Here is a 25979-nt window from a genome sequence, read left to right as displayed (position 1 = left end):
CTCCTTCGGTGTGCGGGGTCCTGGGTTCGGGGCCCCGGTGGGTGGTGTGGTGGTGGCCGGCGTGGGCGGCCGGTCAGAGGCCCAGCTCGGCGAGCACGCTGAGCTCCGCGCGCACCGCGGCGGCGGCCTCCTCGGCGCTGGGCTGCTGGACGGCGAGCGCGGCGAGGGCCTGGGCGGTGCCCATGTCGACGCTGCGCAGGACGGCGGCGACCGGGGCCAGCCCGCGCGCGCTCATGGACAGGGTGTGCACCCCGAGGCCCACGAGCACCACGGCCAGCGCTGGGTCGGCCGCGGCCTCCCCGCACACGCCCACGTTGCGCGGCCCGGCGCCCTCGGCCTCGGCCTCCCGGGCGCCCTCCACGGTGCTCCGGACCATCCGCAGCACGGCGGGCTGCCAGGGGTTGTTGAGCTCCGCGAGGGAGCCCATCATCCGGTCGGCGGCCATCGTGTACTGGGTCAGGTCGTTGGTGCCCAGGGAGACGAACTTCACGTGGCGCAGGATCTGGTCGGCGGTCACCGCCGCGGACGGCGTCTCGACCATGACCCCGGGCACCCGCAGGCCGGCGGCGGCCGCCATGCGGGCGAACTCCTGGGCCTCGGTGGTCGTGGCGATCATGGGGGCCATGACCCACACCTCGGCGTCCGTGGCCTGCTCCGCCCGGGCGATCGCCTCGAGCTGCCGGGCGAGCACGCCCGGCACCGCGCGGTCCGTGCGGTAGCCGCGCACCCCCAGCGCCGGGTTCGGCTCGGAGGTGTCGGTGAGGAACGGCAGCGGCTTGTCCGCCCCGGCGTCGAGGGTGCGCACGACGACCTTCTTGCCCGGGAAGGACGCCAGGATCGCGGTGTACTGCTCGACCTGCTCCTCGACCGAGGGCTCCTGGTCCCGGCCCAGGAAGCAGAACTCGGTGCGCAGCAGCCCCACGCCCTGGGCCCGGGCCGCGGCCGCGGCCCGGGCGTCCTCGGGGGTGCCCACGTTGGCCAGCAGCGGGATCTCGGTGCCGTCGGCGAGCACGCCGCGGCCGTCGAAGCCGCTGCGCGCCGCGGCGCTGCGCACCCAGGCCTCGACGAGCTCCAGCTCGTCCGCGCCGGGCTCCGTCCGGATCTCCCCGGTGGCCCCGTCCACGTAGACCTCGGTGCCGTCCGGGACGCCCGCGATGTCCCGGGCGGCGACGACCGCGGGCAGCCCGAGGTTGCGCGCGAGGATGGCCGTGTGGGACTGCGGGCCGCCGCCGGAGGTGACCAGGGCGAGCACCTGGGAGGGATCCAGGGTGGCGGTGTCGGCCGGGGCGAGGTCCTCCGCGGTCAGCACGAACGGCTCCTCCCGCTGCGGGATGCCCGGCATGGGCAGGCCCTGCAGCTGGCACACGAGCCGCGCCCGGACGTCCTCGATGTCCGCGGCGCGCTCGGCCATGTACCCGCCCAGGGCGCGCATCTGGTCGGCGTAGTCGCTCGCCGCCTCCCACAGGGCCCGCTCGGGGGCGAGCCCGCGCCCGGTGATGAGCTTCGCCGCGTTCTTCAGCAGCGCCTTGTCCCCGGCCATGAGCGCGGTGGACTTCAGCACGTCCGCCGCGTCCTTCTCGGTGGCGGCCTCGGCCCGCCGCTTGAGCTCGGCCTTGACCGCGGCCGCGGCCTCCTGCAGGCGCGCCACCGCCGCCTCGGGCTCCTCGTCCCGGAGGCTCAGGCCCGTGGCCGGTTCCGAGACGGGCTTCGGCATGCTCACGAGCTCGCCGATGACCCGGCCCGCGCACACTCCCACGCCTGTCAGTGTCTGCATGGTGTTCCTCTTCCTCGAGAAAAAGCTGGTCGGTCAGCGCACGGGCCCCGGCCGGGGCCCGTGCGCATCGCTCAGGCGGTGGTCGGCACGGCGGCGGCGTCCTCGCGCGAGCGGGTGGCGTCCGCCACGCGCCCGTGGGCACCGCCCACGTGCTTGAGGGCGACGACGATGCCTGCTGTGACCACCGTACCGACAACCACCGAGAGCAGGAACATCAGCGGATTGCCGATCACGGGCAGGATCCAGACCCCGCCGTGCGGGGCGGCCGAGGTCACGCCGGTGGCCATGCTGATCGCGCCGGCCACGGCCCCGCCCACCATGGAGGCCGGCAGCACGCGCAGCGGGTCGGCCGCGGCGAAGGGGATGGCACCCTCGGAGATGAAGGACGCGCCCAGCAGCCAGGCGGCCTTGCCGTTCTCCTGCTCGGCCACGGTGAAGTAGCGCTTGGCCACCGTGGAGGCCAGCGCCATGGCCAGCGGGGGCACCATGCCGGCGGCGATGACGGCGGCCATGATCTCCTGCGGAGCGGTGTTCACGGCCGTCGCGGCACCCAGGCCGGCCGCGGCGAAGGTGTAGGCCACCTTGTTGATCGGTCCGCCCAGGTCCGCGCCCATCATGAGGCCCAGGATCGCGCCGAGCGCCAGCGCGCTGGCGCCGGTCATGCCGTTGAGCACCTCGGTGAGCCAGGCCATGAACGTGGCGATCGGCCCGCCCAGGACCAGCAGCAGCAGTCCGGCGGAGAAGATGGTGGCCAGCAGCGGGATGATGACCACGGGCATCAGCGAGCCGAGCCAGCGCGGCAGCCGCGGCTGCGCCAGCCAGTAGGCGGCGAGACCGGCCAGGAGGCCGCCCACGATGCCGCCGAGGAAGCCGGCGCCCATGAAGTTGGCGACCAGGCCCGCGGCGAAGCCGGGGGCGATGCCGGGCCGGTCGGCGAGCCCGTAGGCGATGTAGCCGGCCAGGGCGGGCACGAGCAGGCTCATGGCCAGGTTGCCCATCTTGAACAGCACGGCCCCGATGTACTGGGCGAGGGTGAACTCGCCCAGGTTCCAGATGGTCGAGCCCGTCAGGACGTCGTCGGCGATGTTGGCGATGTCCGCGCCGGCGACCATGAACCCGAAGGCCATGAGCAGACCGCCCGCGGCCACGAACGGGATCATGTAGCTCACGCCGGTCATCACGGCCTTGCGGATGCGGGTCCCCCAGCCCTCGCGGCCGCCGGAGGCCTCGGCCTCGTCGGCGCCGCCGGCGGCACCCTGCACGCGCTTGGCGTTCGGGTTCTCGGCGTTGGCCAGGGCCTCCTCGATCATGACCTTGGGCTCGTCGATGCCGCGCTTGACCGGGGAGACCACGTAGGGCTTGCCGGCGAAGCGGGAGCGGTCCCGGACGTCGACGTCGGTGGCGAAGATCACCGCGTCGGCCGCGGCGATCGTGGCCGGGTCGAGCTTGGTGAAGCCGGCGGAGCCCTGGGTCTCGACCTGCAGGTCGACCCCCATCTCCTCGGCCGCGTAGGTCAGCCCGTCCGCGGCCATGTAGGTGTGGGCGATGCCGGTGGGGCAGGCCGTGACGGCCACGACCCGCCGGCGCGCCGGTGCTCCGGCGTCCGGCGCGTGCTCGGCCGGTGCGCTCCGGGCCGGCTCCGCCGCGGCCGGCGGCGCGTCCTGCGTCCCGGGCCGGGACTCGACGGAGGCCGGCACCGCCGCGGCCGCCGTGGAGCCGGCGGTGGCGCCGGCGGCCGCGCCGTCCTCGGTAGCCGGGCTCAGGCCCAGCGCGTCGTCGACGATCCGCACGATCTCCTGCTCGGAGCGGGCCGAGCGCAGGGAGGCGACGAAGTCCTTCTTCATGAGCGACCGGGCGAGCTTGGCCAGCAGCTTCAGGTGGGTCTGGTCGGCGCCCTCGGGCGCCGCGATGAAGAAGACGATGTCGGCGGGGCCGTCCTTGGCGCCCCAGGGGACGCCCTCGGCCAGGCGGGCCATGACCAGGGTCGGCTCGGTGACGGCCGCGGAGCGGCAGTGCGGGATGGCGATGCCGCCGGGGATGCCGGTGGCGGTCTTGTTCTCCCGGGCGATGGCGTCGGCCAGCAGCCCGTCCAGCTGCTCGGCGCGCCCGGTGCGCTGCACCAGGGCGGCCAGCTGACCGATGACGGTTTCCTTGTCCCCGCCCAGGTCTCGGTCGAGCGAGACCAGGTCGGGGGTGATGAGCTCGGACACGGTGTCCTCCTTGAGCGGCCGGGTCGGTGCCCGGGTGGTGCGGATGAGGTGGAGCGGATGAGGTGGAGCGGGTCAGTCGGCGGCGGCGCGCACGGAGAGCTCGCGCACGGTGACCGCCTCGGGAGTGGTCTCGGGAAGGGACGGGACGCGGGTCCCCGGCAGGGCGGCCGCCGCGGAGCCGGAGGCCACGGCCTGCCGCAGGCACTCCGGCGGCGCGTCGCCGCGCTCCTGGGCGATGAGGTAGCCCGAGAGCGAGCTGTCGCCGGCGCCCACGGTGGAGCGCACCGCCACGGGTTCGTGGACGGCGTGCCAGGAGCCCTCGGCGGCGGTGAGCACCGCCCCGCCGGCGCCGAGGGTGGTCAGCACCGCGCCGAGGCCGCGCGCCACGAGGGCGGCTGCGGTCGCGGCGGCGAGCTCGGGAGCGGCCTCGAGCTGCTCGCCGTCGTGCGTCCCCACCAGCTCGGCGAGCTCCTCGCCGTTGGGCTTGATGAGGTCGGGCAGGGCGTCGTCGGCGGCGGTGGCGCCCCGGAGGGCGGCCCCGGAGGTGTCCACGGCGAACCGGGGCGCCCGCTCCGCCAGGGCCGAGCGGACCCGGCGGACGATCCGCGCGTAGACGTCCTCGGGGGCGCCCGGCGGCAGCGAGCCGGCCAGGACCACCCAGGAGGCGTCCGCCCCGTGCTGCACCAGCAGCTCCACCACGGCGTCGAGGTGCTCGGGGAGCAGCGGCGTGCCGGGGGCGTTGATCTTGGTGGTGGTGCCGTCGGGCTCGGTGATCGTGATGTTGGAGCGGATCGGCGCCCCCGCGGGAACGGTCTCGTAGGGGACCTGCGCGGCGGCGAGCTCCGCCAGCAGCGGGTCGCCGGGGTCCCCGGGGAGCACGGCCAGGGTCGGGACCCCGCTCACGCGCAGGGCCCGGGAGATGTTCACGCCCTTGCCCCCGGCGTCCTGCCGGGCGCCCTCGGCGCGCTGGACCGCGCCGCGGCGCAGCGGGGAGGGGAGCTCCACGGTGCGGTCGAGGGACGGGTTGAGGGTGACGGTGAGGATCACGCGACGATCACCTCGACGTCGGCCTCCTCGAGGGCGGCGGCCAGCTCGGGGCCGGGGGCCCGGTCGGTGATGAGGGTGTCGATGTCCTCGAGGGACGCGAAGCGCATGAGGGTCTCCTGGTCGTGCTTGGCGGAGTCGCAGAGGACCACGACCCGCCGGGAGGTCTGGATGATGGCGGTCTTGACGACCGCCTCGATGGGGTCGGGGGTGCTCAGCCCGAACGTGGCGTGGATCCCGTTGCAGCCCACGAACGCGAGGTCGGGGCGCAGCCGGGTGTAGTGCTCCGCGGCCCGTCCGCCGGCGGCGGCCCAGGTGAGCTTGCGGACCCGCCCGCCCACGAGCTCGAGGCCGATGCCGTTGGCGTCGGCCAGCTTGGCCGCGATGTGCAGGGCGTGGGTGATGATCAGCTGCTCCTGCCCGTCGGCCAGGCTGGAGTCGGTCCGGACGATGAGGTCGGCCAGCGCCTCGACCGTGCTGCCGGCGTCGAGGACGACCGCGCCGGCCCCGCTGTTGCGCAGCAGGGTGAACGCCGCCTCCGCGATGCGCCGCTTCTCGGGCGTGTTGAGGTGCTGGCGCGAGTGGATGGCCTTCTCGTCGGAGGTGGACTGGTCCACGGACACCGCGCCCCCGTGCACCCGGCGGAGCCGGCCGGCGGCCTCCAGCGCGGCGAGGTCGCGGCGGACCGTCTCCATGGTGACGTCGAAACGGCGCGCCAGCTCGGCGCCGTTGACCCGGCGGGTGGTGCCCACCAGCGCGGCGATCTCGGCCTGGCGCTCCTCTGCGAACATGACATCCACCTCACGAACTGCGACGACGTAGGGACCCTGCGTTCCCTTGAGTTTATGTGAGTTCGTGTGGTTTTACCAGGGGTTGTCGTGATCCACTTCACGGGGCGCCACACACCGGCGTGCCGTCAGCGGCCGGCGGTCCTCGGGCCGGGGCGGGGAGGGCGCCGGAGGCCTCGGCACGAGTGGTCCCGTCGATGCGGCGGGGCCCGCGGAACGCCGATATCATCCTGGGGACGGAGGACGGGCGGGCCCTCGAGCGGGACACCCGGCCCGGCGAGGAGGCCCCCCGGTCCCGGGACGCCCGCGCGGCACCCGGTGCCGGCCTCTTCTCCGTCCCGGGGATCCCGACGGGACCCCGCCGCACCCGACCTGCAGGAGAGCACCCCATGACCCCCCGTGAGCTCTACGGCCGCTTCGCCCTCGCGGAGGCGGTGACCTGGACCCTGCTGATCCTCGGCATGGTGCTGAAGTACACGGGGGTCTCCGAGGCCTTCGTCCCGGTCTTCGGGATGCTGCACGGGGTCGTGTTCCTCGGCTACTGCCTGGTGACGTGCTTCGTGTGGGTGGACCAGCAGTGGCCCGTGGGCTTCGGGGTGCTGGGCCTGGCCAGTGCCGTCGTCCCCTGGGCCACGATCCCCTTCGAGCGCCGCGCGCAGCGCTCGGGGCGGCTCGCCGGCGGCTGGCGCCTGGCCCCGGGCTGCGAGCGTCCGGCCACCGTGCCGGAGCGGGTGCAGGCGTGGTCCCTGCGCAGCCCGCTGCTGGCCGCCCTGGTGGGCCTGGTCGCGGTGGCGGCCGTGACCTCGGTGCTGCTCCACCTGGGTCCGCCGGTCCCCCGCGGCTGAGCCGCGGCGCGGGCGGTTCCGGGTCCCGGGGCCCCGGTATAGCGTGGTCCCCGGGACGGCACCGCCGACCGTCGGCGGGCCACGAGGAGGAACCACGTGACCAATTTCGCCAATGTCGAGCGCCGGCACCTCGCCGCGCTCCTGCGCCGGCTGGGCCCCGACGCCCCCACGCTGTGCGAGGGCTGGACCACCCGTGACCTCGCCGTGCACCTCGTGCTGCGCGACGGCCGGCCCGACGTCCTGGCCGGCCGGGCCCTGTCCCGGGTGCCGGTGCTGCGCGACCGGGCCCGGCGCGCCGAGGAGGCCGTGGCCCGGCAGCCGTGGGAGGAGCTCGTGCGCAAGGTCGAGCACCCGCCGCTGTACTCGCCGGCGCGACTGGGCCCGCTGGACAAGCGGATGAACACCGTGGAGTTCTTCGTCCACCACGAGGACGCCCGCCGCGCCCAGCCCGAGTGGCACGACCGTCCGCTGCTGCACGACGAGGAGCAGGCGCTGTGGCAGGGCCTGAGTCTCGTGGCCAAGGTCATGCTCAAGGACGAGGAGGACACCGTGGTGCTCATCGCGCCCTCCTACGGCGCCGTGCGCGGGGGCCGGGGCCGGACGGGCACGGTGCGGGTGCTGCGCGCCGTGCCCAGCGAGCTGCTGCTGTGGGCCTTCGGCCGGCGCGGGCAGGCCCGCGTGGAGGAGACGGTCGAGTAGACCGTCTCCCGCCCGGACGGCGGAAAGGGGGGGACCGCGCGGCGCGCGGTCCCCCCCTTCCGCCGGTGGCCGGGCCCTCGGCCTCACCCGGTCAGCGGAACAGGTCCGCCCGGACGCCCATGATGATCCGGTCGCCGGGCCGCGCGGTGCGCATGTACCGGGCGACCTCGTGCTCGTGCAGGGCGATGCACCCGGCGGTGGGCTTCTTGTTGGCGTGCAGGAAGATCGCGAAGCCGTTGCCCTGGACGATCGGCGAGTCGGGCGGGCGGTTGTAGTTGATGACGACGCCCAGCCGGTAGTCCCCGGACTGCGCGAAGTACCACATGTTCTCGTCCGGCCAGGTGTAGCCGGTGGACTCGAAGTACTTGTTGTACAGGGTGCCCAGGCGCCCGCCCCACCGGGAGTTCGGGTTGAGGGGGCGGTAGGGCAGCGCGGTGCCCGGGTTGTAGACCCCGAAGGACTCCGTGACCGAGTACGAGCCCTGCGGCGAGTACAGGTACTGCGTGTGCCCGGAGGGGACCCCCGGGCGCTTGAAGCCGCTGGCGCCCACGTAGGCGGACGTGCGCCACTCCTCGACGTAGCTGCCGCCGATCCGCACGCAGTTGACGAAGGTGGCCTCGGACCGGCCGTAGCCCTCGGCGATGGTCAGGGACACCCGCCCCGCGTTGCGGGTCGGCTGCACCGAGCGGCCGTTGTTGAGGTTCTGGCACTCCCCGCGGAACAGGTGGATCCGGGACCCCGCGGAGCGGCTCCAGGTGACGAGGCCGCGCTGGAACTTCTGGTGCACGGTCCCGGTCCCGACCTCGTCCGTGACGGGGTAGCCCAGGCTCCCCCGCTCCCGTCCCGTCCCGATCCAGCGCTGCCCGATGGCGCCGCCGGTCTTCACGGCCCGCGCGCCGGTCCCGGGGCTCCAGTAGATCGTGTGGGCCTTGGTGAAGGACTGCCGGCACCCGCCCCCGACGAGCCCGCACACCTCGTCGGTCGTCGGGTACCCGTAGAGCCCGGCCGTGCGCCCGCCGAGGATCCACTTGTGCCCGATCGCCCCCCGGGTGTTCACCGTGCGCGCCCCGGTGGAGGACGTCCAGTAGATCGTGCGGTGGCCCGTGAACGACTGCCGGCACCCGCCCCCGGCCATGCCGCACACCTCGTCGGTCGTCGGGTACCCGTAGAGCCCGCTCTCGCGCCCGCCGAGGATCCACTTGTGCCCGATCGCCCCCCGGGTGTTCACCGTGTGCGCCCCGGTGGAGGACGTCCAGTAGATCGTGCGGTGGCCCGAGAACGCCTGCCGGCACCCGGTCGGGGCGCAGGCCTCGTCCCCGAGCGGCCAGCCCAGCACGTCCGCGTCTCCGGAGCGCAGCCACTTCTGGCCGATGGCGCCCCGCAGCTGCACGTAGTGCGCCCCGTGCGCCTCGTGCCACAGGACGACGCCGTTCCGGTGCGGCCACTCCCAGCCGCCCTTCCACGGGCGCATGCCGGCGGTCGGCTCCCCCGAGCGGGCCGCCACCCGGGCGGCGGCGGCCTCCAGGGCCCGCCGGACCTCGACCGGGACGTCCGCGGCGGCCTCCGCGGCGGCCGCACGGCTCCCCGCGGAGGGCTCGGCCGTCAGCCCGTCCGGGGGGTCCGCCGTGGGCTCGCTCGCCGGCGCGGTGCTCGCCTCCCCGGTGGGCTCCGCCTCGCTCGTGGGCTCCGTCGAAGCGGTGGGCTCCGCCTCGCTCGTGGCCTCCGCCTCGATCGTGGGCTGCGCCTCGCCGGTGGGCTCCGCCGCGGCGGAGGGTGCTGAGGAGCCTCCCGGGGCCACGGTGAGCACCGCGCGCGCCTCGGCGCCCGCGGCGTCCTGCACGGCGTAGCCGACCTCCACGGCACCGGCCGGTGCGTCCTCCGCCGGGGTCAGGGCGAGCACGGGGTGCTCGGGCGGCAGCCAGCCCTCGGGCAGCTCCGCGGGCGCCGTGCCCGGGGTGATGACGCGCAGCGACCCGGCGTCCGTGCGCAGCTCGTCCGCGAGCGGGTCCTCGCCCCGGGGGGCGGAGGGGTCCACGAGCAGCAGCCGCACCCGGGCGGGGTCCAGGAGCCCGTCGTTGGCCAGGACGTCCACGGCGACCGTGCGTCCCGGACCGGCCGTGGCCACCGCGTCGTCGACCGGTGCGAGCGGCGCCGCGGCGGTGGCCGTCGCGGTCCCGCCCGTTGCCGTGGGAGCCGTCGCCACGCCGGGCGCGGGGGACGGCGGAGCCGCGGACGCGCCCGGGGCGCCGGCGAGGACGACGGCGAGGCAGGCCGCGAGGGCGGCGGGGATGCGCAGAGCTGAGATCTTCATGGGGGTCCCTCGCTGGGGGTCAGTCGGTGAACTCGACGTAGTGGTCGGGGGTGGTGTTGTCGAAGACCCGCACGGCGAGGTCGGCGTCGGGCGCCGCGCTGAAGGCGACGTCCAGCGAGGCGGACCCGCCGGGGGCGATGGTCGGGAAGGTCTCCATCCGCACGCCGAGCGACTCGTCGTAGGCGGGCACCGCGGGCTCGTCGCCGGCGACGGCCACCGGGAAGGACCAGGGCACCGCGTCGACCGGGTCGGTGCCCGTGTTGGTGAGGGTCACGGTGAACACCTGCACCGGGGTGCCGGGAGCGGCACGGACCGGGCGCTGTCCCGTGGTCGCCGGTCGCGGCCCCTCGACCGTCCCCGCCAGGGAGTCGGTGAGCTGCTGGGTGGAGCCGAACGCGGCGGCGGCGTCCCGGGTGGCGGTGTCGTCGTAGGGGGCCACGTCGTTGCCCGAGGGCGCGGCGCTCCCCGGCCCGGCGGTGCCGGGCTCCGGGGTCCCCGACGCCGCCGGGGAGCTCGCGGCCCCGGACGCCGTCGTCCCGGATGCTGGCGCCCCGGGTTCCACCGCCCCGGAGGCCTCCGCCCCGGAGGCCTCCGCCCCGGAGGCCTCCGGGGAGGACGCCGCCGCGGAAGAGGCCGGGCCGCCGCCGCCCGGGTCTCCCGAGCACCCGGTCAGCGCCAGAGCGAGCAGCGCTGCGCCGACGGTCCCGGCGCGCCGGCCGCGCGACGGGGGGAACAGGGCTGTCATGGGGGACTCCTCTGCACGGTCCTGGGGCAGGAACCCGACCGGGCCGGTCGTTGGGGCTCACGCTACACGGCCATTTGCATTCGTGATCAGCGTGACGCGGTGTGGCGCGGGACACCTTCGGAGCCTGCCGGGGCCCGGCGTTGCATAGGGTGAAGGGCATGGCTCCCGACGTCCCTGACACCGCAGGGACCGCCGAGACGACCGAGGCGACCGAGGCGGCCCGGGTGGAGGCCCTGCACGCCCTGGAGATCCTGGACACCCCCCGCGAGGAGCGCTACGACCGGATCGTGCGCCTGGCCCAGCGCGTCTTCGACGTGCCCATGGTCGCCGTCAACTTCATCGACGCCGACCGGCAGTGGACCAAGGCCGAGACGGGCCTGGCCGGGCTGGGGAGCACACCCTCCGGTGACTCGATGTGCCGCCACACCGTCCAGCAGCCGGACACCCTGATCGTGCCCGACGCGACCGCCGACGACCGCTTCCGCGAGAACGTGTTCGTCCGCCGGGACCCGCACGTGCGCTTCTACGCCGGCCAGCCGCTCCGGGCACCGGGCGGGGAGCGGGTGGGCTCGCTGTGCCTGTTCGACACCCGGCCGCGCCGGCTGAGCGCCGACCAGCAGTCGCTGCTGCAGGAGATGGCCGGCTGGGTCGAGCGGGAGCTGGAGCTGCAGCGCGAACTGGACCGCGCCGCCGAGGTCCAGCAGGTCCTCATGCCCCGGACGGCCCCGCACGTGGCCGGCTACGAGCTGGCCGGGCGCTGCGTGCCCGCCCGGGAGATCGGCGGCGACTTCTTCGCGTGGCACCCCGTGGACGGCGACCGGCTGCAGCTGCACGTGGCCGACGTCATGGGCAAGGGGATCCCGGCGGCGCTGATCGCGGCCTCGGTGCGGGCGATGCTCGTGGGCGCCGCGCAGTTCAACGACCAGCGGACGGCTTTCGCGCGGGTCGCCACCGCCTCGGCGGATCTGCTGAGCGACACCGGGGCGTTCGTCACCGCGTTCTCCGCCCGCCTCGACCCGGCCACGGGACGGCTCGACTACGTCGACGCCGGGCACGGACTCGCGTTCGTCTTCACCGCCGGCGGGCACCGGCGGCTGGAGCGCTCGGGCCCGCCGCTGGGCATCTTCCTGGACGACTCGTGGGACGCCCACAGCACCGTGCTGCAGCCGGGCGAGACGCTCGTGGTCGTCAGCGACGGGTTCCTGGACTTCTTCCCCTCCCTCGAGGAGACGCTGGAACGGGCCCTGCGGGCCGATCCCACCGGGATGGCCGCGCAGGAGCTCGTGGACCGGGCCATCGGCTTCGCCCGCCGGCACGGGCACCCGGACGACGTCACGGTGGTGGTGCTGCGGCGGCTCCGCCAGGAGGATCCCACCGCCTGAGCCGCCCTCCGCCCGGACCGGCCGGCGGCGGCCGCACCGGCGCCCGCGGCGCCGTCATCGCCCGGGCCGGCCCGCCGGCCTCGGCGCGGACGGTCCTCAGCGGGGAACGATCCCGAAGAGGAACCGGGTCCGCACCATGACCCACAGCAGGCCCAGGACGGCGACGTAGGCCAGGGTGTTGACCCACAGGTCGCCCTGTTCGAGCACCGGGATGTTGGCCACGGCCAGGATCAGGAACACGTGCATGACGAAGACGTAGAGGCTGGCCCGGCCCAGCGGGATGAGGAACCAGCCCAGCGCACGCCGGAGCACCGCCCAGTAGGCGCTGAGCAGGGCGTATCCCGCCACGACCACCAGGAGCACGTTGACCAGCCGGCCGATCCCGAGCCAGGTCCGGCCGAAGTAGCCGTCGTAGACGGCGCGGAAGACGGCCTCCGGCAGCAGGGCCAGCCGGACGTCGTAGCTGCTGCTGGCGTAGGGACCGGACCAGGAGAACAGCGCGAGGGCCACGGCCAGCAGAAGGCAGGCGACGAGCAGCGGCCGTCGGCGCCGGTCGGCGAACCAGCCGACGATCTGCCGCCGGTGGAACCCGGCCACCATGCCGAGCACGAACAGCACCTGCCACACGAGCAGCGGGAACGAGTCCTCGAACTGGGAGGGCAGCAGCCGGATCCGGAAGACCGTGCCGACGGTGTAGAGCCCGGCGCTGATCAGCAGGACCAGCCAGGCCCGGCCGCGGGCCAGTGCGGCCAGCACCAGCGGGCTCACCAGGATCAGGACCACGTACAGCCCCATGATGTTGAACTGCCACGGCCCCACCTGCAGCAGGAGCACGGCGGGGATCACGTGGGCCTGGACGGGGAAGGCGAAGAGCCCGTCCATGCCCGCGTAGAGGTCGTACGTGCTGCCGGCGGCCCCCGCACCGGCGGCACCGGTGCCCTGGTCCGTGAACGTGGTGACGGCCCCCGACTCCAGGACGGGGATCCTGCTGAGTGCGTAGACGAGGAGCACGACGACCAGGGCGGTCACGTAGAGCTTCCACGCCCGCGCGGTGGTGCGGTCGACGACCTCGCCGAGCTCGCCGCGGACCCGGGGCCCGTAGACCATGCCGAGCACGGCCCCGGAGAGCAGCACGAACAGCTCCGCCCCCGAGACCACGCCCACGGCCTCCTGCGTGAACGACTGGAACAGCGAGGTGAGGCCCACGTGGTTGACGACGACGAAGACGATCGCGACTCCGCGCAGCATGTCGATCCGGCTGTCGCGCGGCGAGGGCTCCGCGTAGCGCCACGCCCGCGCGGACCGCGCGCGGGGCAGCAGGCACAGGAGCAGCCCGGCGCCGAGGACGGCCGCCGCCGCGGCCCACGCGACGGGGCCCTGCAGGACGATCCCCGGGGCGGAGGGGGCCGCGCCCGGCAGCGCCGCCTGCTCGGTCACCGGCCCCGCCACGAGGGAGGAGGCCTGCACGCGCTCCCGGAAGGCGGCGGCGAGGGCGGGATCGGCGGTGGAGCGCCAGTCGACCGCGACCGCCCCGCCCGTGCGCTCCTCGACGGTCTCGTTCCACACGACCGCGCCGATCCGGTCGTAGGCCTCGGAGGAGGCCGTCGCGAGCACCTGGTCCCACCACGGGGCCTTGACCTCGAGGGCGGAGGGTCCGCCCGCCTCCGGGCTCCAGAAGGACCCCGTCTCCGCCATGAGGGGTTTGTCGCGCGCGGCGGCGTAGGCGGCGTAGAAGCCGTCCGAGGCGCCGGCCCCGCCCAGCAGCGTGCTGAACTCGTCCGGGCCCGGGACGGTGTTGCGGGCCTCGCCGCTGCCGGTCTCGTCGTGGTAGGCGGACAGCCCCACCCAGTCCACGACGTCGTCGCCCGGGTAGTAGGGGCCGTAGGCGTCGTCGTCCCGGTCCCAGGTCCCGTTCCCGTCGGTGTCCAGGGGCGCGAGGTCCGCTCCCTCCGGGGCGGAGGACGTCGGGGCGCGGAACGGGTAGTCGGTCCCGGCCGTGGGCGACCACACCATCACGGGGTCCTCGAGCCGGTCGTCCAGCGCGGCGGCCACGGCCCGGAACGCCCGGGTGTAGGCCTCGGGCTGCTGGCCCCACGGCACCCAGGACGCGTTCATCTGCGGCGCGAACCGGACGAACACCGTGCCGTCGAAGTCCTGCGCGACGTCGGCCAGCTGCCCGGCGAGAACGGCGGCTCGCGCCTCGTCCACCCGGTCCAGCGCGACGTCGGGGCGGACGGTGAGCAGGGCGTGCCCGCCCTGCGCCGCGACCTGGGACAGGAAGTGCCGCAGATGGCCCTGCTCGCGGTCGTCCATCGGCAGCGGCACCGGCCGCCCGTAGACCGCGGCCGGCTCGCCGAGCCGGCCGGCGTACCCGGCGGCGGAGTCGGTGCCCCAGTCCAGCACGGCGCCCAGGTACGGGGCGCCGGGCTCCGGCGTCTCCGCCGCGCGCGCCGGGCCGGCCGGCAGCAGGACGAGGGCCAGCACCGTCAGCAGCGCGGCCACGACGGCGGGCGGGGGCGGGCGGGGGCCGACGGTGGACGTCACAGAGGCGCTCCGATGGGGGGTGCGGAGGAGGGTCGCACACATTGTCCCCGCGGCCGCCGCCCGGCGAGGTGAACCCGGCGGCGACGCGCCGGGCGCGCCGGAGGGCGTCAGCCGGCGAGGTCGCGCAGGAACGCCTCCGACCAGTCGTCGACGTCGTTGCCCAGCACCTGGCGCCGCATCACGCGCATCCGCCGCTCCGCCTCGGCCGGCTCAGTGCTGGTGCCCGTGGTGGTGGTCGCGGCCCTTCTCGTGCTGGTGCTTGCCCCCGTCGTCCATGCGGTCGTGGTGCGCGCGGCTCTTCTTGTCGCCGTGGTCGACCCAGTGCCACAGGTCGTGCTTCTCGCAGTAGTACCAGTGGTCCTCGCGGTCCTCACCGGCATTCGTGCCGTCGCCGTCCCGGTACCCGCCGTCCCGGTACCCGTCGTCCCAGTTCCCGTCGTGGTGGTCGCGATCGTGGTCGTGGCCGCGATCGTCCGGGCCGGAGCGGTGGTAGCCGTACCAGCGCCCGTCGTCCTCCCCGTGGTCGTCCCCGTCCCGGGAGCCGTTCTTGTCGCCGTAGTCGTATCGGTCGTCGTACGCGCTGCCGTGATCGGCGCCGTCGTCCTCGTCCGAACCCGCGGCCGCCGAGCTGGCCGCCCCTCCCAGGAGGAGGGCGGCCAGTGCCGTGCCGACGAGGGTCTTCCGCAGTGGGTCCATGACTGCTCCTGATGGCCGTGGCGGTGGGTCGCCGTGCGGCGGGATGTTCACCGACCTGGGTCGGAGGTCTCGCCTGGAGAACAGGCATGAACACCGTAGGAGCGCCCCGAGTCACGGTTCAAGACCGTGGGCGGAGCGGACGCCGTCATGGTTCCGCCTCACCGCGGCACCCCAGCGACGGATCCTCCGGATGCCTCTCCGGCGTGGCGCCTGCGCGCTCGGGGTCGTGGCCCACACCGCGGGCCGGAGGCCGCCGGACGGGCGCTGACCAGGGCTTTCGCACCACCGCCCCACACCGTCGGCGCGGGTTCGCGGCACGTGGGCCCAGATCCCGCGCGCCCGGGCGACCGCCGGGCATCGGGGAGCGGCCGCCCCGCTCCGAGACCTCGCCGCAACATGTGACGTCATGAGTGGTCGCGCTTGCAACGACCGTGTGCTGTGGAGCCCCCTACCGGATTCGAACCGGTGACCCCCTGTTTACAAGACAGGTGCTCTGGCCAGCTGAGCTAAGGAGGCGGGCTGTCCCCGGGTGCCGTGTACGGCCCCGGCGACCGGGGTCCCAGGATATCGGACGTCTCCGAGGACCCCGAAATCCCCGCGGCCCCGGACGGAGCGGCGGCGCCGCACCCCGCAGGGCGCGGCGCCGCCGCTCCTTCCCGAGTGCGGGAGACCTACTTCTGGTCCGCCAAGGCCTCGTCGAGGGCGTCCTGGAACGCCTCGTTGCCGAGCCGCTCACCGTCGATGAACACCGTCGGGGTGCCGGAGACGCCGTTGGCCAGGGACTCCTGCGAGACCACGTTGACCATGGGGCGCCAGATGTTCTCCTCCAGCGCGGTCGCGATGTCCGCGCCGTGCGTGGAGGCGATCTCCACGAGCTGCTCGTCGTCCAGGCCGCCGCTGCCCTGGTGCGAGAACACCTCCTCGACGAAGGCGAGGTACTGCTCGGTGGAAACCTGGTTGCCCACCTCGTAGGCGGCGGCCGCGGCGCGGGAGGAGTACTGCGTGGGCGTGGCCCGGTCCAGGAAGTTGAGGTTGCGGTACTCCAGGGTGATGTCCCCGGACGTCACGGCCTCCTCGAGGGCCTCACCGTTCTCGGTCTCGAAGTCGGCGCAGTGCACGCACTCGAAGTCCTGGAAGATCACGACCGGCACGGGCTCGCCCTCCCCCGCGGCCTCGACGCCCGGCGGCACCGCGGAGTTGTCCGGGGTCTCCGGCGCCTCGGGGACCTCGCCCAGATCGCGCTGGTCCACCTCCGACTCGCCGGTGCGGATGCCGTCCGCGGTCAGGACGGTGCCGCCCCACTGGTTGGCGGAGGCGGGCACCGGGCCGGCCTCGGGGATCTGCTCGGCCCGGTTCTGCGCCACGACCACCCCGATCACCGCGAGGATCACGAGGACCAGGGCGAGGATGCCGAACTGCAGCAGCCGGCGGGACCGCTTGTCCTGGCGGGCGTGCTGGTCGGCGAGCTGCCGGGCGCGCTCGCGGGCGGCGTCGCGGTTCCGGGGGTCGGGGGTCGTGCTGCTGGATGCCATGGGTCCTCTTCGAAGAATCCTCGGGGGCGGATGCGGACGTGTCGTCGCCCAGATTATCGGACCCCCTCGCGGCCCGCCGACTCAGGAGATCCCCAGACGGAAAGGTGAGCACACTGATGAATAGACTGGGGCGCAGGACGATGACGCCCCACCGGAAGGACCCCTCGTGAGTGCAGAGCAGACCCCCACCGCCTCCTCGGCCGATCTGGAGGAGGTGCCCGCGCCGCGGACGGACGTGCCGCAGGACACCGGCTACGACTTCGTCGTGGTCTCGAACCGGCTGCCGGTCGAGCGCGTCGTCGAGGACGGCGCGTCCTCCTGGCGCCGCTCCCCCGGCGGCCTCGTGGCGGCCCTGTCCCCGGTGATGGCCCGCAACACCGGCGCCTGGGTGGGCTGGCACGGCGCGGCCGACGAGGTGCTGGAGCGCTTCGACCACGACGTGTTCCACTTGGCGCCCGTCCCGCTCTCCGGCGCGGAGGTCGAGGCCTACTACGAGGGGTTCTCGAACGCGACCCTGTGGCCGCTCTACCACGACGTCATCGCGCCCCCGGAGTTCCACCGCGCCTGGTGGAACACCTATCGCCGGGTCAACCGCCGCTTCGCGGAGCGGACCGCCGAGGTCGCCGCGCAGAACGCGACCGTGTGGGTGCAGGACTACCAGCTGCAGCTGGTGCCCAAGCTGCTGCGGGACCTCCGCCCGGACCTGACCATCGGCTTCTTCAACCACATCCCCTTCCCCCCGCTCGAGATCTTCGCGCAGCTCCCCTGGCGGCGAGCGGTCCTCGAGGGCCTCTCGGGCGCCGACCTCATCGGCTTCCAGCGCCCGGGCGACGCCCAGAACTTCCAGCGCTGCGTGCGCCGGTTCCTGGACGTGCCGTTCCGGCAGGGCCGGGCCCGGTTCGGCACCGACGACGCCGCCTGGACGGTGCGCGCCCAGTCCTACCCGATCTCCATCGACGCCCAGGCGATCCAGGAGCTGGCCTCGCGCCCGGAGGTCAAGGAGCGCGCGCGGGAGATCCGGCACGAGCTCGGCGACCCGGAGACCGTTTTCCTCGGGGTCGACCGGCTCGACTACACCAAGGGCATCCTGCACCGCATCAAGGCCTACGGGGAGCTGCTGCAGGACGGGAAGCTGACGGTCGGACCGTCGGTGCTGGTGCAGGTGGCCAATCCCTCGCGGGAACGGGTGGAGTCCTACGTCCAGCTGCGCGAGGACGTGGAGGGCCTGGTGGGTCATCTCAACGGCCAGCACGACACGATCTCGCACACCGCGATCCGGTACCTGCACCACGGCTATCCGTTCGAGGAGATGGTGGCGCTCTACCTCGCGACCGACGTGATGCTGGTGACCTCGCTCCGGGACGGCATGAACCTGGTGGCCAAGGAGTACGTCGCGGCGAAGACCGACGGGTCCGGGACCCTGGTGCTCTCCGAGTTCACCGGCGCCGCCGAGCAGCTCAAGCAGGCGCTGCTGGTGAACCCGCACGACATCGACGGGCTGAAGGACGCGATGCTGCGGGCCAAGGACATGCCGGCGGCCGAGGCGAAGAAGCGGATGCGCGCGATGCGGCGCCAGGTGCTGGGCAACGACGTCAACGACTGGTCGGAGGCGTTCCTGCGCGACCTCGCCGGCACCCGTTCCGACCGCGCCACCGGCGGCGCCACCGGCGACACCACCCGCGACACCACCCGCGACACCACCGAGGAGGAACAGTGACGGACACCCACGACGACGCCCGGCCGGCGCTCGAGCAGGCTCTCGACCGGGCGGCGGCGGCCGGGACGCTGCTGGTCGCCCTGGACTTCGACGGCACCCTGGCCCCGTTCACGGACGACCCCGGCGACAGCCGGGCGCTGCCGGAGGCGCAGACCGCCCTCGAGCAGCTGCTGGCGCTGGACCGGACCTACGTGGCCGTCATCTCGGGGCGGCCCCTGCACTTCCTGCGCGCCGTCGTGGACCCCGACGGCCGGATGCTGCTCTCCGGCTCGCACGGGGCCGAGCTGCACCTCGACGCGCTCGGGGACGCCGCGGCGGACTCGGAGCTGCGGCTCTCCCCGGCCCAGCAGGACCTGCTCGGCCGGGCGGCCGCACTCGTGGAGGCGCAGGTGGCCCGGTACCCGGGATCCCGGCTCGAGCTCAAGCCCACCGGGGCGGCCTTCCACACCCGCACGATGGTGGACCAGGCGTCGTCCGCCCGCGCCGAGCAGGAGATGATCGAGGCCTTCGAGCAGCTGGACGGGCTGAAGATCACCCCGGGCCAGCACGTGGTCGAGTCCTCGGTGCACTCCGCCACGAAGGGTGAGGGCATCACGGCGTTCATGCAGGCGACCGGGGCCGAGGTCACCCTCTTCGCCGGCGACGACGTCACGGACGAGAACGCCATGCGGGAGCTCGGTCCGGGCGATCTCGGCATCAAGGTGGGCAGCGGGGAGAGCGCGGCGGCGCACCGGGTCGCCTCTCCGGCCGAGCTGGCCGGAGTGCTCGCCCGGCTGGTCGAGCTGCGGAGGACCGCTCTGTCCTGAGCGCGGGCACCGCCGAGTCGGCGGCCGCGCGCCGATGAGACGCCGGTGGCGCGGAAGGCGCCACAGTGATTAGGATCACTGTGGCCCCCGTCACCTGTGGGGGTTGCTCTTCTCCTTCGGATCGTCCGGCACGTGCCTGCCGGGAAAGAGGCTTGATTCATGTCTGCTGTGCGCTACGCCAATGTCACCTGCCAGTACCCGGGGGCCGAGCGGCCCTCGGTCACCGACCTGGATCTGGAGGTCGCCGACGGGGAGTTCCTGGTCCTGGTGGGCCCTTCCGGGTGCGGGAAGTCCACCACCCTGCGGATGCTGGCCGGCCTGGAGGAGGTCACCGCCGGCAACATCTACATCGGGGACCGCGACGTCACCGACGTGCCCTCCCGGGACCGCGACATCGCGATGGTCTTCCAGAACTACGCCCTCTACCCGCACATGACCGTGGCCGAGAACATGGGCTTCGCCCTGAAGATCGCCAAGGTCAGCCCCGAGGAGCGCCGGACCCGGGTCGAGGAGGCCGCCAAGATCCTGGACCTCACCGACTACCTGGACCGCAAGCCCAAGGCCCTGTCCGGCGGGCAGCGCCAGCGGGTGGCCATGGGCCGGGCGATCGTGCGCTCCCCGCAGGTGTTCCTGATGGACGAGCCGCTGTCGAACCTCGACGCGAAGCTGCGCGTGCAGACCCGCACCCAGATCGCCTCCCTCACCCGCCGGCTGGGGGTCACCACCGTCTACGTCACCCACGACCAGGTCGAGGCGATGACCATGGGCGATAGGGTCGCGGTGCTCAAGGACGGGGTGCTGATGCAGGTCGACACCCCCCGGGCCCTCTACGACGCCCCCGCCACCGAGTTCGTCGCCGGGTTCATCGGCTCCCCGGCGATGAACCTCTTCCGCTCCCCGGTCACCGAGACCGGGGTCCAGCTGGGCACCCTGCACATCCCGCTGACCCCCGCCCAGCGCACCGGGCTCACCGGCTCCCAGGTCACCGTCGGGATCCGCCCCGAGGACCTCACCCCCGCCGGGGAGGGCACCGGGCTGCCGATCGTGGCCGACGTGGTCGAGGAACTGGGGGCCGACGCCTTCGTCTACGGGCATCTGGCCCCGGTCACCGCCGCCAACACCATCGTGCAGGTCGACCCCACCGGCCAGGTCGAGGAGGACGCCCCCGCCGCCCACGAGATCGTCGTGCGCGTGGAGGGCCGCACCCCGCCGCGGGCCGGGACCACCATCTGGGTCGCCCCGAACCTGGACCACGTCCACCTCTTCGACACCACCACCGGCACCCGCCTGCCCGACTGACCCCCACACCGGTCCCACCACACGCCGCGGCGCCCTTCCCCACCGGGGAAGGGCGCCGCGGCGTGTGCGGGTCAGCCGGCCGGGTGCCGGGCGAGGATCTCCTCCACGGCCCCGGGGTCGGCCTCGCGCAGGTCCCAGCTGCCCGTGCGCTCGTGGTACTCCTGGGCCGCGGCCGTGACGTTGAACCGGCTGGCGTCGCGGGGCGGGTCCGAGTGCTCGAGCACGTGGATGAGGTGCGTCTCCGCCTGGGCGAGAGCCTGAGGATCGTGCATGGCGTGTTCCTTTCGGTACGGACCGGGACGCCGTGCGCCCGGCCCAGAATTGACAGCCGACTGATGAATTCTAACCGAACGGGCGCCCGAGCGCACCAGGTGGCGCCGGCGTCCGGGCCGGGCGCACCCGGGCGCCCGGCCCCGGGAGGCGGGGCCGGGGCGTCCCGGTCTCGGCCGTGTCCGGGTCAGCGCAGGTCGAGCTCGTCAAGCTCCGCGTAGAGCTCGGCCGCGCGGCCGACCCGCTGCCGGCCCTCCGCCCCGGTGGCCGCCAGCACCCCGTCGGCCAGCACGGCGACCAGGCTCATGGCGGCCGCGTAGGAGTCGAAGGGCCCCATGCTGTCGAGGGGGCACTCGATCCACAGGTCCACCGCCGCGGCGTGCCGCCGCGCCGTGCCGTCCGCGACGAGGACCGTGCGCGCCCCGGTCCCGGCGCACACCGCCACGAGCCGCTCGAAGCCGCGGGGCCGGCGCCGGAAGCCCAGCAGCACGACCACGTCGTCCTGGCCGAGACCCACGAGCTCCTCGCCGAGCGTCTGGCCGGGCAGCGGTGCGAGCCGGACGTCGTCGCGTGCCTGCTGCAGCTGCTGCTTGAGGTGCAGGGCGACCGGATAGCTGTTGCGCATGCCGATCACCAGCACCCGCCGCGCCCCGGCGAGCGCGTGCACGGCCCGGGCGGTGCGGTCCTCCCCGGCCGGGTCCAGCGCCTTGCGCAGGTTGCGCAGCTCCTGGTCGAGGTGCTGGCCGAGCTCCGGGTCGCCGTCGGCGCCGAGGGGCACGCCCTGCTGGCGCAGCGTGCGGGCCGTCTCGCGCAGCTCCGTGAAGGACTCGAAGCCGAGGTGCCGGTACAGCCGGGACAGGGTGGCGCGGGAGACCCCGCTCATCTGCGCCAGCTCCGCCGAGCTGTACAGCGCGAGGTCGTCGAGGTGGTCCAGGATCAGGTCGGCGGCCCGCCGCTCCTGCGGCGAGAGCCCGGCGTAGTGCGCGTGGATGCGCTGTTCGATCGACACGCCTCCCACCCTAGCGACCCGAGCCGGGGGACCGGGGGCCGGAGGCACCCCGGAGCCCGATCGGCGGGCGGGCACCGGTTGCTAGCATTGCCCCTTATGAAGGGTCCTCTCAGCACACCCGCCCCTCCGGCGCCGCAGGACGAGCCCGGGCCCGCCGGGGGAAGCGGCCGGGTCTCCATCCAGACGGCCTTCCTCGACCCCGTGCTGCTGGAGCTGCCCTGGCACCTGCCCCTGGAGCAGTGGCCGGACGACGTGCTGGTGGCCTACCCCCGCGGCCTCTCCCGGCACGTGGTGCGCTTCGCCCGGGCCGGCGAGAAGGTCGTGGCGATCAAGGAGACCGTGCCGCACTACGCCCGGCACGAGTACGCCACGCTGCGCCGGCTCCAGCGCATGGGCGCCCCGTCGGTGGTGCCCGACTCCGTGGTCACCGACCGGTACACCCCCGAGGGCGAAGCGCTGCCGGCGGCTCTCATCACCGACCACCTGAGCTTCTCCCTGCCCTACCGCGCGATCTTCTCGGCGGGGCCCAGCGCCCAGACGGTCATCCTGCTCGTCGACGCGCTCGCCTCGCTGATCGTGCAGATGCACCTGTCCGGGTTCTACTGGGGCGACGTCTCGCTGTCGAACACCCTGTTCCGCCGGGATGCCGGGGCCTTCGCCGCCTATCTCGTGGACGCGGAGACCGGGGAGATCCACCCGGCGCTGAGCCGGGGGCAGCGCGAGTACGACATCGAGCTGGCCCGCACCAACGTGGCCGGGGAGATCATGGACCTGCTCGCCGGGGCCGCCGAGGAGGGCCACGAGCTCGAGGACCCCATCGACCCGTTCGAGGTCTCCGACCGGCTCGTGGCCAGCTACACCTCCCTGTGGAGCGCGCTGATGGACGAGGAGTCCTTCAGCATGGACGAGCGCTGGCGCGTGGTCGAGCGGGTGCGCCGGCTCAACGAGCTGGGCTTCGACGTCGAGGAGGCCTCCATGGACACCGTCGACGGGCGGATCCGACTGCGCCCCCAGGTCGTGGAGCCCGGCCACCACACCCGGCGCCTGCAGCGGCTCACCGGGCTGCGGACGCACGAGAACCAGGCGCGGCGGCTGCTGACGGACATCGACCAGCTCGGCCGGGCCCTCTACCCGGGCCTGCCCGACGACCTCGTGGCGCAGCTGTGGATGCGGGAGGTCTTCTCCCCCATCATGGAGGCGGTGACCCCGCCGATGCGGCGCAAGCTCGAGCCGGCGGAGATCGTGCACGAGGTCCTGGAGCACCGCTGGTTCATGTCCGAGCGCGCCGGCAAGGACGTGCCGACCCTCGCGGCCGTCGAGGACTACGTGGCCTCGCAGCTGGCCCAGCGACCGGACGAGCGCGAGATCTTCTGAGCCCTGCGGCCCCGCACGGTCACGGGCGGTGCGCCTCCAGGACCCCTGTCAGGGTCCGGTGCACCCGCTGGGGCCAGTCCTCCCCCAGGCTGCCGTAGCGGGCGACGTGGGAGTAGGCGGAGCCGAGCACGAAGTCCAGAACGACGTCGACGTCCAGCTCCGGGCTGAGCCGTCCCGCGGCGATCTCGGCGGCGAACAGCTCCTTGAGCCGCTCCACCCGCGGACGGACCAGGTGGGTGCGCAGCACCCGGGAGGTCTCCGAGTGCGGCTCGCTCAGGAGCGAGACGGCCACGCCGATGCCCATGTCGTGCAGCAGGAAGTGCAGCGCCTCGGCCAGGCCCTCGTCCCAGCTCGCGGGCGCGCTCGGCCGCTGCGGGGAGTACGTGGACACGGCCACCTCGAGGGCGCCCTCGAGCATCTCCAGGCTGTTGGCGTAGCGGCGGTAGATCGAGGTCTTGGCCACGCCCGAGGCGGCCGAGACCGCCTCGATGCTCACCCGCTGCGGCCCGCCCTCCCGCAGGAGGGCGAGCGCCGCGGCGGTGATCTTCTTGTCCGTGCTGACGGTGCGCGGATCGGCCCGGTCGTCGTCGGCCATCGTCGCCCCTCCTGCTCGCCGCCCCTGTCCGGGACGGTCAGACGGTCTTCCAGTCCTCGATGGGCCAGTGGTTCTTCTTCGCCAGCCGGTAGAGGGGCAGGTCGGGGTTGACGGTGTAGGGGTGGCCCATCAGCACCAGCCAGCTGGCGTCCGCGTGGGAGTCCCCGTAGCCGTAGGACCGGGTGAGGTCGTACCCGCCCTGCTCCGCGTACTTCTTCAGCCACTGGGCCCTGGCCTCGTCGACCAGGGGCGGGGTGGCCAGGTAGCCGGTCATCACGCCGTCGCGCTCGTCCATCCGCCCGGCCACGACCTCGTCGAACAGGTGGGCGAGGGGCTCCACGAGCAGGTCGATGGAGCCCGTGACCAGGACCGTGCGGTGCCCCGCGGCGCGGTGCTCCTCGATCCGGGCCAGTGCCCCCGGGCGCAGGAGGCGCCGCATGTCCCGGCCCAGCGGCCCGGCCACCTGATCGCGCACGGTCCGGGCGGGGACCCCCTCGTAGCGGCGCATGAACGCGCGGATGAACTCGCCGCGGTCCCGCTTCTCGGCCTTCAGGTAGGTCGGGGCGCTCGAGACGAGGTCGACCGCCTCCGCGGGCCACTTCGCGAGGCCCAGGGTGCGGCGGCGCAGCTGCAGGTACTGGTGGATGACCGTGGAGTTGAGCACGGTGCCCTCGAGGTCGAAGACGGCGAGCACGTCGGTGCCCTCGCGGAGCGTCCGCCGGGGCGCGTTGCGCCGCCGGGACGCGGCGCGGAGCCGGCCGTAGGCCTTGGTCATCTCGGTCAGCGCGGGCAGGTGCACGTTCTGCCAGTAGTCGGCCCAGTCGATGGACCGGACGTCGAAGGTGCGGTCCTCCGGCGTGCCGGCCGGCAGGGAGTCGTTGAGCTGGCGGGTGCGGGCGTCGTCGAAGATCATCTCCGTGCGCGTGTAGGACTGGTAGAGGTCCACGTAGGTGCGCAGGGAGCCGAGCCCGGACTGCATCTTGTGCATGGAGTTCGCCCACTCCCGGGTGCGGGAGGTCGCCGGCAGGGCCGCGGTCAGTTTCCCGCCCACCGCGGAGAGCTTCTCCTTGACCGCCAGGGAGCGCTCCACGGCGTTGTTCGCGGGGAACTTCCACTCGGGCACCCGGATCGGGTTGCCCTCGTCGTCCTGGATCGGGTGCGCGGTGAAGAACGCCAGCACGTTCTCGTACATCTGGTGGAACGGCAGCGGGTTCGAGGCCCCCGAGCACACCTGGTAGAAGCCGGGTTCGGGGGCCTCGGCCCCCGCGGGGGTGGGCGTGCCGGACGCGTCCCGGTGCCCGCCCACGGCCAGCGCCACGATCGCGTTGACCACGAAGTCGACGGGGATGACGTCCAGCACCGAGTCCGGCAGGCCGGGGAACTCCGGCAGCGCGCCCTTGGCGTAGGCCATGATCAGCGGGTCGGCCACCTTGTAGCCGTCGATCCAGCCCGGGTAGGGGTGGCGCAGGGCCGACTCGATGATGGAGGGCCGCACCACGGACAGCCGGTGCCCGGCACCGGCCCACTTCTGCTCGGCGACGCGCTCGCCCAGGGCCTTGGTGAAGGTGTAGATGTCGGTCCACCCCAGCGACTGGGCCCGGGTGCGCCCGTACTCGACGAGGCGGGTGCGCACCCACTCCTCCCGGGCGGCCTCCGCGGCGCGGGCCACGGACTTGGGGCCCTCCTTGCCGTGGCCGGCGGTGGCGTCGTCGATGAGGGCCTGGAGCCGCTCGGGCGTGCGCGAGGCCATGTCGGCCTCCTCACGGGCCCGCAGGGCGGCGTCGAACTCGGCCGCCCAGTCCACGTCGTGGTCCACGGGGGCCTCGGGGCGCAGCCCCTTCGCGATCCCGCCCACGTAGCAGGTGGAGACGTGGATGACGTGCGGGTCCTGCCCGGAGCTCAGCAGCGCGTCGTAGAGCCCGATGGCACCGCCGACGTTCGTGCTGAACGCCTCGTGGATCGGCGGGTCGAAGGACACGGTGGAGGCCGAGTGGATCACCACGTCGAACGGCTCGGTGATCTCCGCCAGCGCGGACAGGTCCCCCTCGAGCACCGCGGTGCGCTCCGCGAAGACCTGCTCGGCCCGCTCCCCCATCGACTCCCGCCAGGTGCGGAAGGCCGGCTTGCGCAGCAGCTGCCGCAGGCGCTGCGCCCCGCTGGTGCTGCCCTTGGGCCGCACGACGGCGGTGACGTGCACGCCGTCGTGGGCGGAGAGCAGCCGTTCGAGCACGGCCTGCCCCAGGAAGCCGGTGGCTCCCGTCAGCAGAACGCGCGTGGTGGGGGTCTCGGTCAACGGGGTTCCTCCGGATGGTGTGCTGGTCCGCCGACGGTGCGGTGCG

20 protein-coding genes and 1 tRNA gene are annotated in these 25979 nt (G+C 74.0%); 7 read left to right on the top strand and 14 right to left on the bottom strand.

The features are described from left to right. Window positions 1-73: 73 nt before the first annotated feature. The 4 genes from ptsP to AYX06_RS14805 form a co-directional block, all read right to left on the bottom strand. Window positions 74-1774: a phosphoenolpyruvate--protein phosphotransferase gene (ptsP, locus tag AYX06_RS14820; RefSeq protein ID WP_062736418.1), complete on the bottom strand. Its 1701-nt coding sequence runs from the start codon at window positions 1772-1774 to the stop codon at window positions 74-76. A 71-nt stretch (window positions 1775-1845) separates the two neighbouring features. Next, window positions 1846-3984: a PTS fructose transporter subunit IIABC gene (locus AYX06_RS14815; RefSeq protein ID WP_062736417.1), complete on the bottom strand. Its 2139-nt coding sequence runs from the start codon at window positions 3982-3984 to the stop codon at window positions 1846-1848. Window positions 3985-4056: 72 nt separating this feature from the next. Next, the gene (locus AYX06_RS14810; protein ID WP_062736416.1) at window positions 4057-5031 is read right to left on the bottom strand and encodes a 1-phosphofructokinase family hexose kinase; all 975 of its coding nucleotides are present in this window, start codon (window positions 5029-5031) and stop codon (window positions 4057-4059) included. Next, window positions 5028-5819, bottom strand: coding sequence for a DeoR/GlpR family DNA-binding transcription regulator (locus AYX06_RS14805; protein ID WP_047802077.1), 792 nt, complete (start codon window positions 5817-5819; stop codon window positions 5028-5030). The genes AYX06_RS14810 and AYX06_RS14805 overlap by 4 nt, the downstream gene beginning before the upstream one ends. A 386-nt stretch (window positions 5820-6205) precedes the next feature. On the opposite strand from AYX06_RS14805, the gene AYX06_RS14800 reads away from it, so the two are divergent. Together AYX06_RS14800 and AYX06_RS14795 are read left to right on the top strand one after the other, a co-directional pair. Further along, a complete protein-coding gene (locus tag AYX06_RS14800; RefSeq protein ID WP_062737111.1) occupies window positions 6206-6661 on the top strand; it encodes a DUF3817 domain-containing protein in 456 nt (151 codons plus the stop codon). A 96-nt stretch (window positions 6662-6757) separates the two neighbouring features. After that, a complete protein-coding gene (locus tag AYX06_RS14795; RefSeq protein WP_062736415.1) occupies window positions 6758-7360 on the top strand; it encodes a TIGR03085 family metal-binding protein in 603 nt (200 codons plus the stop codon). Between the two features lie 91 nt (window positions 7361-7451). Here the strand turns inward: AYX06_RS14795 and AYX06_RS14790 are convergent, their stop codons facing one another. Together AYX06_RS14790 and AYX06_RS14785 are read right to left on the bottom strand one after the other, a co-directional pair. After that, complete coding sequence (locus AYX06_RS14790; RefSeq protein ID WP_062736414.1) at window positions 7452-9671, bottom strand: L,D-transpeptidase family protein; 2220 nt, start codon at window positions 9669-9671, stop codon at window positions 7452-7454. A gap of 19 nt (window positions 9672-9690) precedes the next feature. Next, complete coding sequence (locus tag AYX06_RS14785; protein WP_062736413.1) at window positions 9691-10416, bottom strand: hypothetical protein; 726 nt, start codon at window positions 10414-10416, stop codon at window positions 9691-9693. 158 nt (window positions 10417-10574) lie between these two features. Between AYX06_RS14785 and AYX06_RS14780 the strand changes: the two genes are divergently transcribed. Next, on the top strand, window positions 10575-11798 hold the full coding sequence (locus tag AYX06_RS14780) for a PP2C family protein-serine/threonine phosphatase (protein ID WP_062736412.1): 1224 nt from the start codon (window positions 10575-10577) through the stop codon (window positions 11796-11798). 96 nt (window positions 11799-11894) lie between these two features. Here the strand turns inward: AYX06_RS14780 and opgC are convergent, their stop codons facing one another. From opgC to AYX06_RS14760, 4 genes are all read right to left on the bottom strand, one after another. Continuing rightward, a complete protein-coding gene (opgC, locus tag AYX06_RS14775) occupies window positions 11895-14342 on the bottom strand; it encodes an OpgC domain-containing protein (RefSeq protein ID WP_062736411.1) in 2448 nt (815 codons plus the stop codon). 210 nt (window positions 14343-14552) lie between these two features. Beyond that, window positions 14553-15038, bottom strand: coding sequence for a hypothetical protein (locus AYX06_RS14770; protein WP_062736410.1), 486 nt, complete (start codon window positions 15036-15038; stop codon window positions 14553-14555). Between the two features lie 439 nt (window positions 15039-15477). Then, window positions 15478-15554 (bottom strand) — tRNA-Thr (locus tag AYX06_RS14765). A gap of 155 nt (window positions 15555-15709) precedes the next feature. Next, the gene (locus AYX06_RS14760; protein ID WP_062736409.1) at window positions 15710-16570 is read right to left on the bottom strand and encodes a DsbA family protein; all 861 of its coding nucleotides are present in this window, start codon (window positions 16568-16570) and stop codon (window positions 15710-15712) included. 166 nt (window positions 16571-16736) lie between these two features. Between AYX06_RS14760 and AYX06_RS14755 the strand changes: the two genes are divergently transcribed. From AYX06_RS14755 to AYX06_RS14745, 3 genes are all read left to right on the top strand, one after another. Then, window positions 16737-18287 (top strand): alpha,alpha-trehalose-phosphate synthase (UDP-forming), encoded by a 1551-nt coding sequence (locus AYX06_RS14755; protein WP_062736408.1) that lies wholly within the window; start codon window positions 16737-16739, stop codon window positions 18285-18287. Then, the gene (gene otsB, locus AYX06_RS14750; RefSeq protein WP_062736407.1) at window positions 18284-19093 is read left to right on the top strand and encodes a trehalose-phosphatase; all 810 of its coding nucleotides are present in this window, start codon (window positions 18284-18286) and stop codon (window positions 19091-19093) included. The genes AYX06_RS14755 and otsB overlap by 4 nt, the downstream gene beginning before the upstream one ends. 159 nt (window positions 19094-19252) lie before the next feature. Beyond that, window positions 19253-20392 carry an ABC transporter ATP-binding protein gene (locus tag AYX06_RS14745; protein ID WP_062736406.1) on the top strand — a complete coding sequence of 380 codons (1140 nt, stop codon included), beginning with the start codon at window positions 19253-19255 and terminating at the stop codon, window positions 20390-20392. 71 nt (window positions 20393-20463) lie between these two features. On the opposite strand, the gene AYX06_RS14740 is transcribed toward AYX06_RS14745, so the two are convergent. Then, window positions 20464-20664, bottom strand: coding sequence for a hypothetical protein (locus tag AYX06_RS14740; RefSeq protein WP_062736405.1), 201 nt, complete (start codon window positions 20662-20664; stop codon window positions 20464-20466). Window positions 20665-20849: 185 nt separating this feature from the next. Continuing rightward, entirely contained in the window at window positions 20850-21671 is an 822-nt protein-coding gene (locus AYX06_RS14735) for a MurR/RpiR family transcriptional regulator (protein WP_062736404.1), read from the bottom strand. A 96-nt stretch (window positions 21672-21767) separates the two neighbouring features. On the opposite strand from AYX06_RS14735, the gene AYX06_RS14730 reads away from it, so the two are divergent. After that, window positions 21768-23045 (top strand): DUF4032 domain-containing protein, encoded by a 1278-nt coding sequence (locus AYX06_RS14730; protein ID WP_062736403.1) that lies wholly within the window; start codon window positions 21768-21770, stop codon window positions 23043-23045. Window positions 23046-23064: 19 nt separating this feature from the next. Here AYX06_RS14730 and AYX06_RS14725 read toward each other — a convergent pair whose 3' ends face one another. Further along, window positions 23065-23640: a TetR/AcrR family transcriptional regulator gene (locus tag AYX06_RS14725; protein WP_062736402.1), complete on the bottom strand. Its 576-nt coding sequence runs from the start codon at window positions 23638-23640 to the stop codon at window positions 23065-23067. A gap of 37 nt (window positions 23641-23677) precedes the next feature. Continuing rightward, window positions 23678-25933, bottom strand: coding sequence for an HAD-IB family hydrolase (locus AYX06_RS14720; RefSeq protein ID WP_062736401.1), 2256 nt, complete (start codon window positions 25931-25933; stop codon window positions 23678-23680). Between the last annotated feature and the right edge of the window lie 46 nt (window positions 25934-25979).

The organism is Kocuria turfanensis, assembly GCF_001580365.1.
Classification (GTDB): Bacteria; Actinomycetota; Actinomycetes; order Actinomycetales; family Micrococcaceae; genus Kocuria; species Kocuria turfanensis.
This window is presented reverse-complemented; position numbering and strand designations above follow the sequence as displayed.

Bases quoted from the DNA above. Each gene is read 5' to 3' on its own strand.
- ptsP (WP_062736418.1), bottom strand. From the start codon at position 1,774: ATGCAGACACTGACAGGCGTGGGAGTGTGCGCGGGCCGGGTCATCGGC.
- AYX06_RS14805 (WP_047802077.1), bottom strand. From the start codon at position 5,819: ATGTTCGCAGAGGAGCGCCAGGCCGAGATCGCCGCGCTGGTGGGCACC.
- AYX06_RS14800 (WP_062737111.1), top strand. From the start codon at position 6,206: ATGACCCCCCGTGAGCTCTACGGCCGCTTCGCCCTCGCGGAGGCGGTG.
- AYX06_RS14790 (WP_062736414.1), bottom strand. From the start codon at position 9,671: ATGAAGATCTCAGCTCTGCGCATCCCCGCCGCCCTCGCGGCCTGCCTC.
- AYX06_RS14785 (WP_062736413.1), bottom strand. From the start codon at position 10,416: ATGACAGCCCTGTTCCCCCCGTCGCGCGGCCGGCGCGCCGGGACCGTC.
- AYX06_RS14780 (WP_062736412.1), top strand. From the start codon at position 10,575: ATGGCTCCCGACGTCCCTGACACCGCAGGGACCGCCGAGACGACCGAG.
- AYX06_RS14770 (WP_062736410.1), bottom strand. From the start codon at position 15,038: ATGGACCCACTGCGGAAGACCCTCGTCGGCACGGCACTGGCCGCCCTC.
- AYX06_RS14760 (WP_062736409.1), bottom strand. From the start codon at position 16,570: ATGGCATCCAGCAGCACGACCCCCGACCCCCGGAACCGCGACGCCGCC.
- AYX06_RS14745 (WP_062736406.1), top strand. From the start codon at position 19,253: ATGTCTGCTGTGCGCTACGCCAATGTCACCTGCCAGTACCCGGGGGCC.
- AYX06_RS14740 (WP_062736405.1), bottom strand. From the start codon at position 20,664: ATGCACGATCCTCAGGCTCTCGCCCAGGCGGAGACGCACCTCATCCAC.
- AYX06_RS14730 (WP_062736403.1), top strand. From the start codon at position 21,768: ATGAAGGGTCCTCTCAGCACACCCGCCCCTCCGGCGCCGCAGGACGAG.
- AYX06_RS14725 (WP_062736402.1), bottom strand. From the start codon at position 23,640: ATGGCCGACGACGACCGGGCCGATCCGCGCACCGTCAGCACGGACAAG.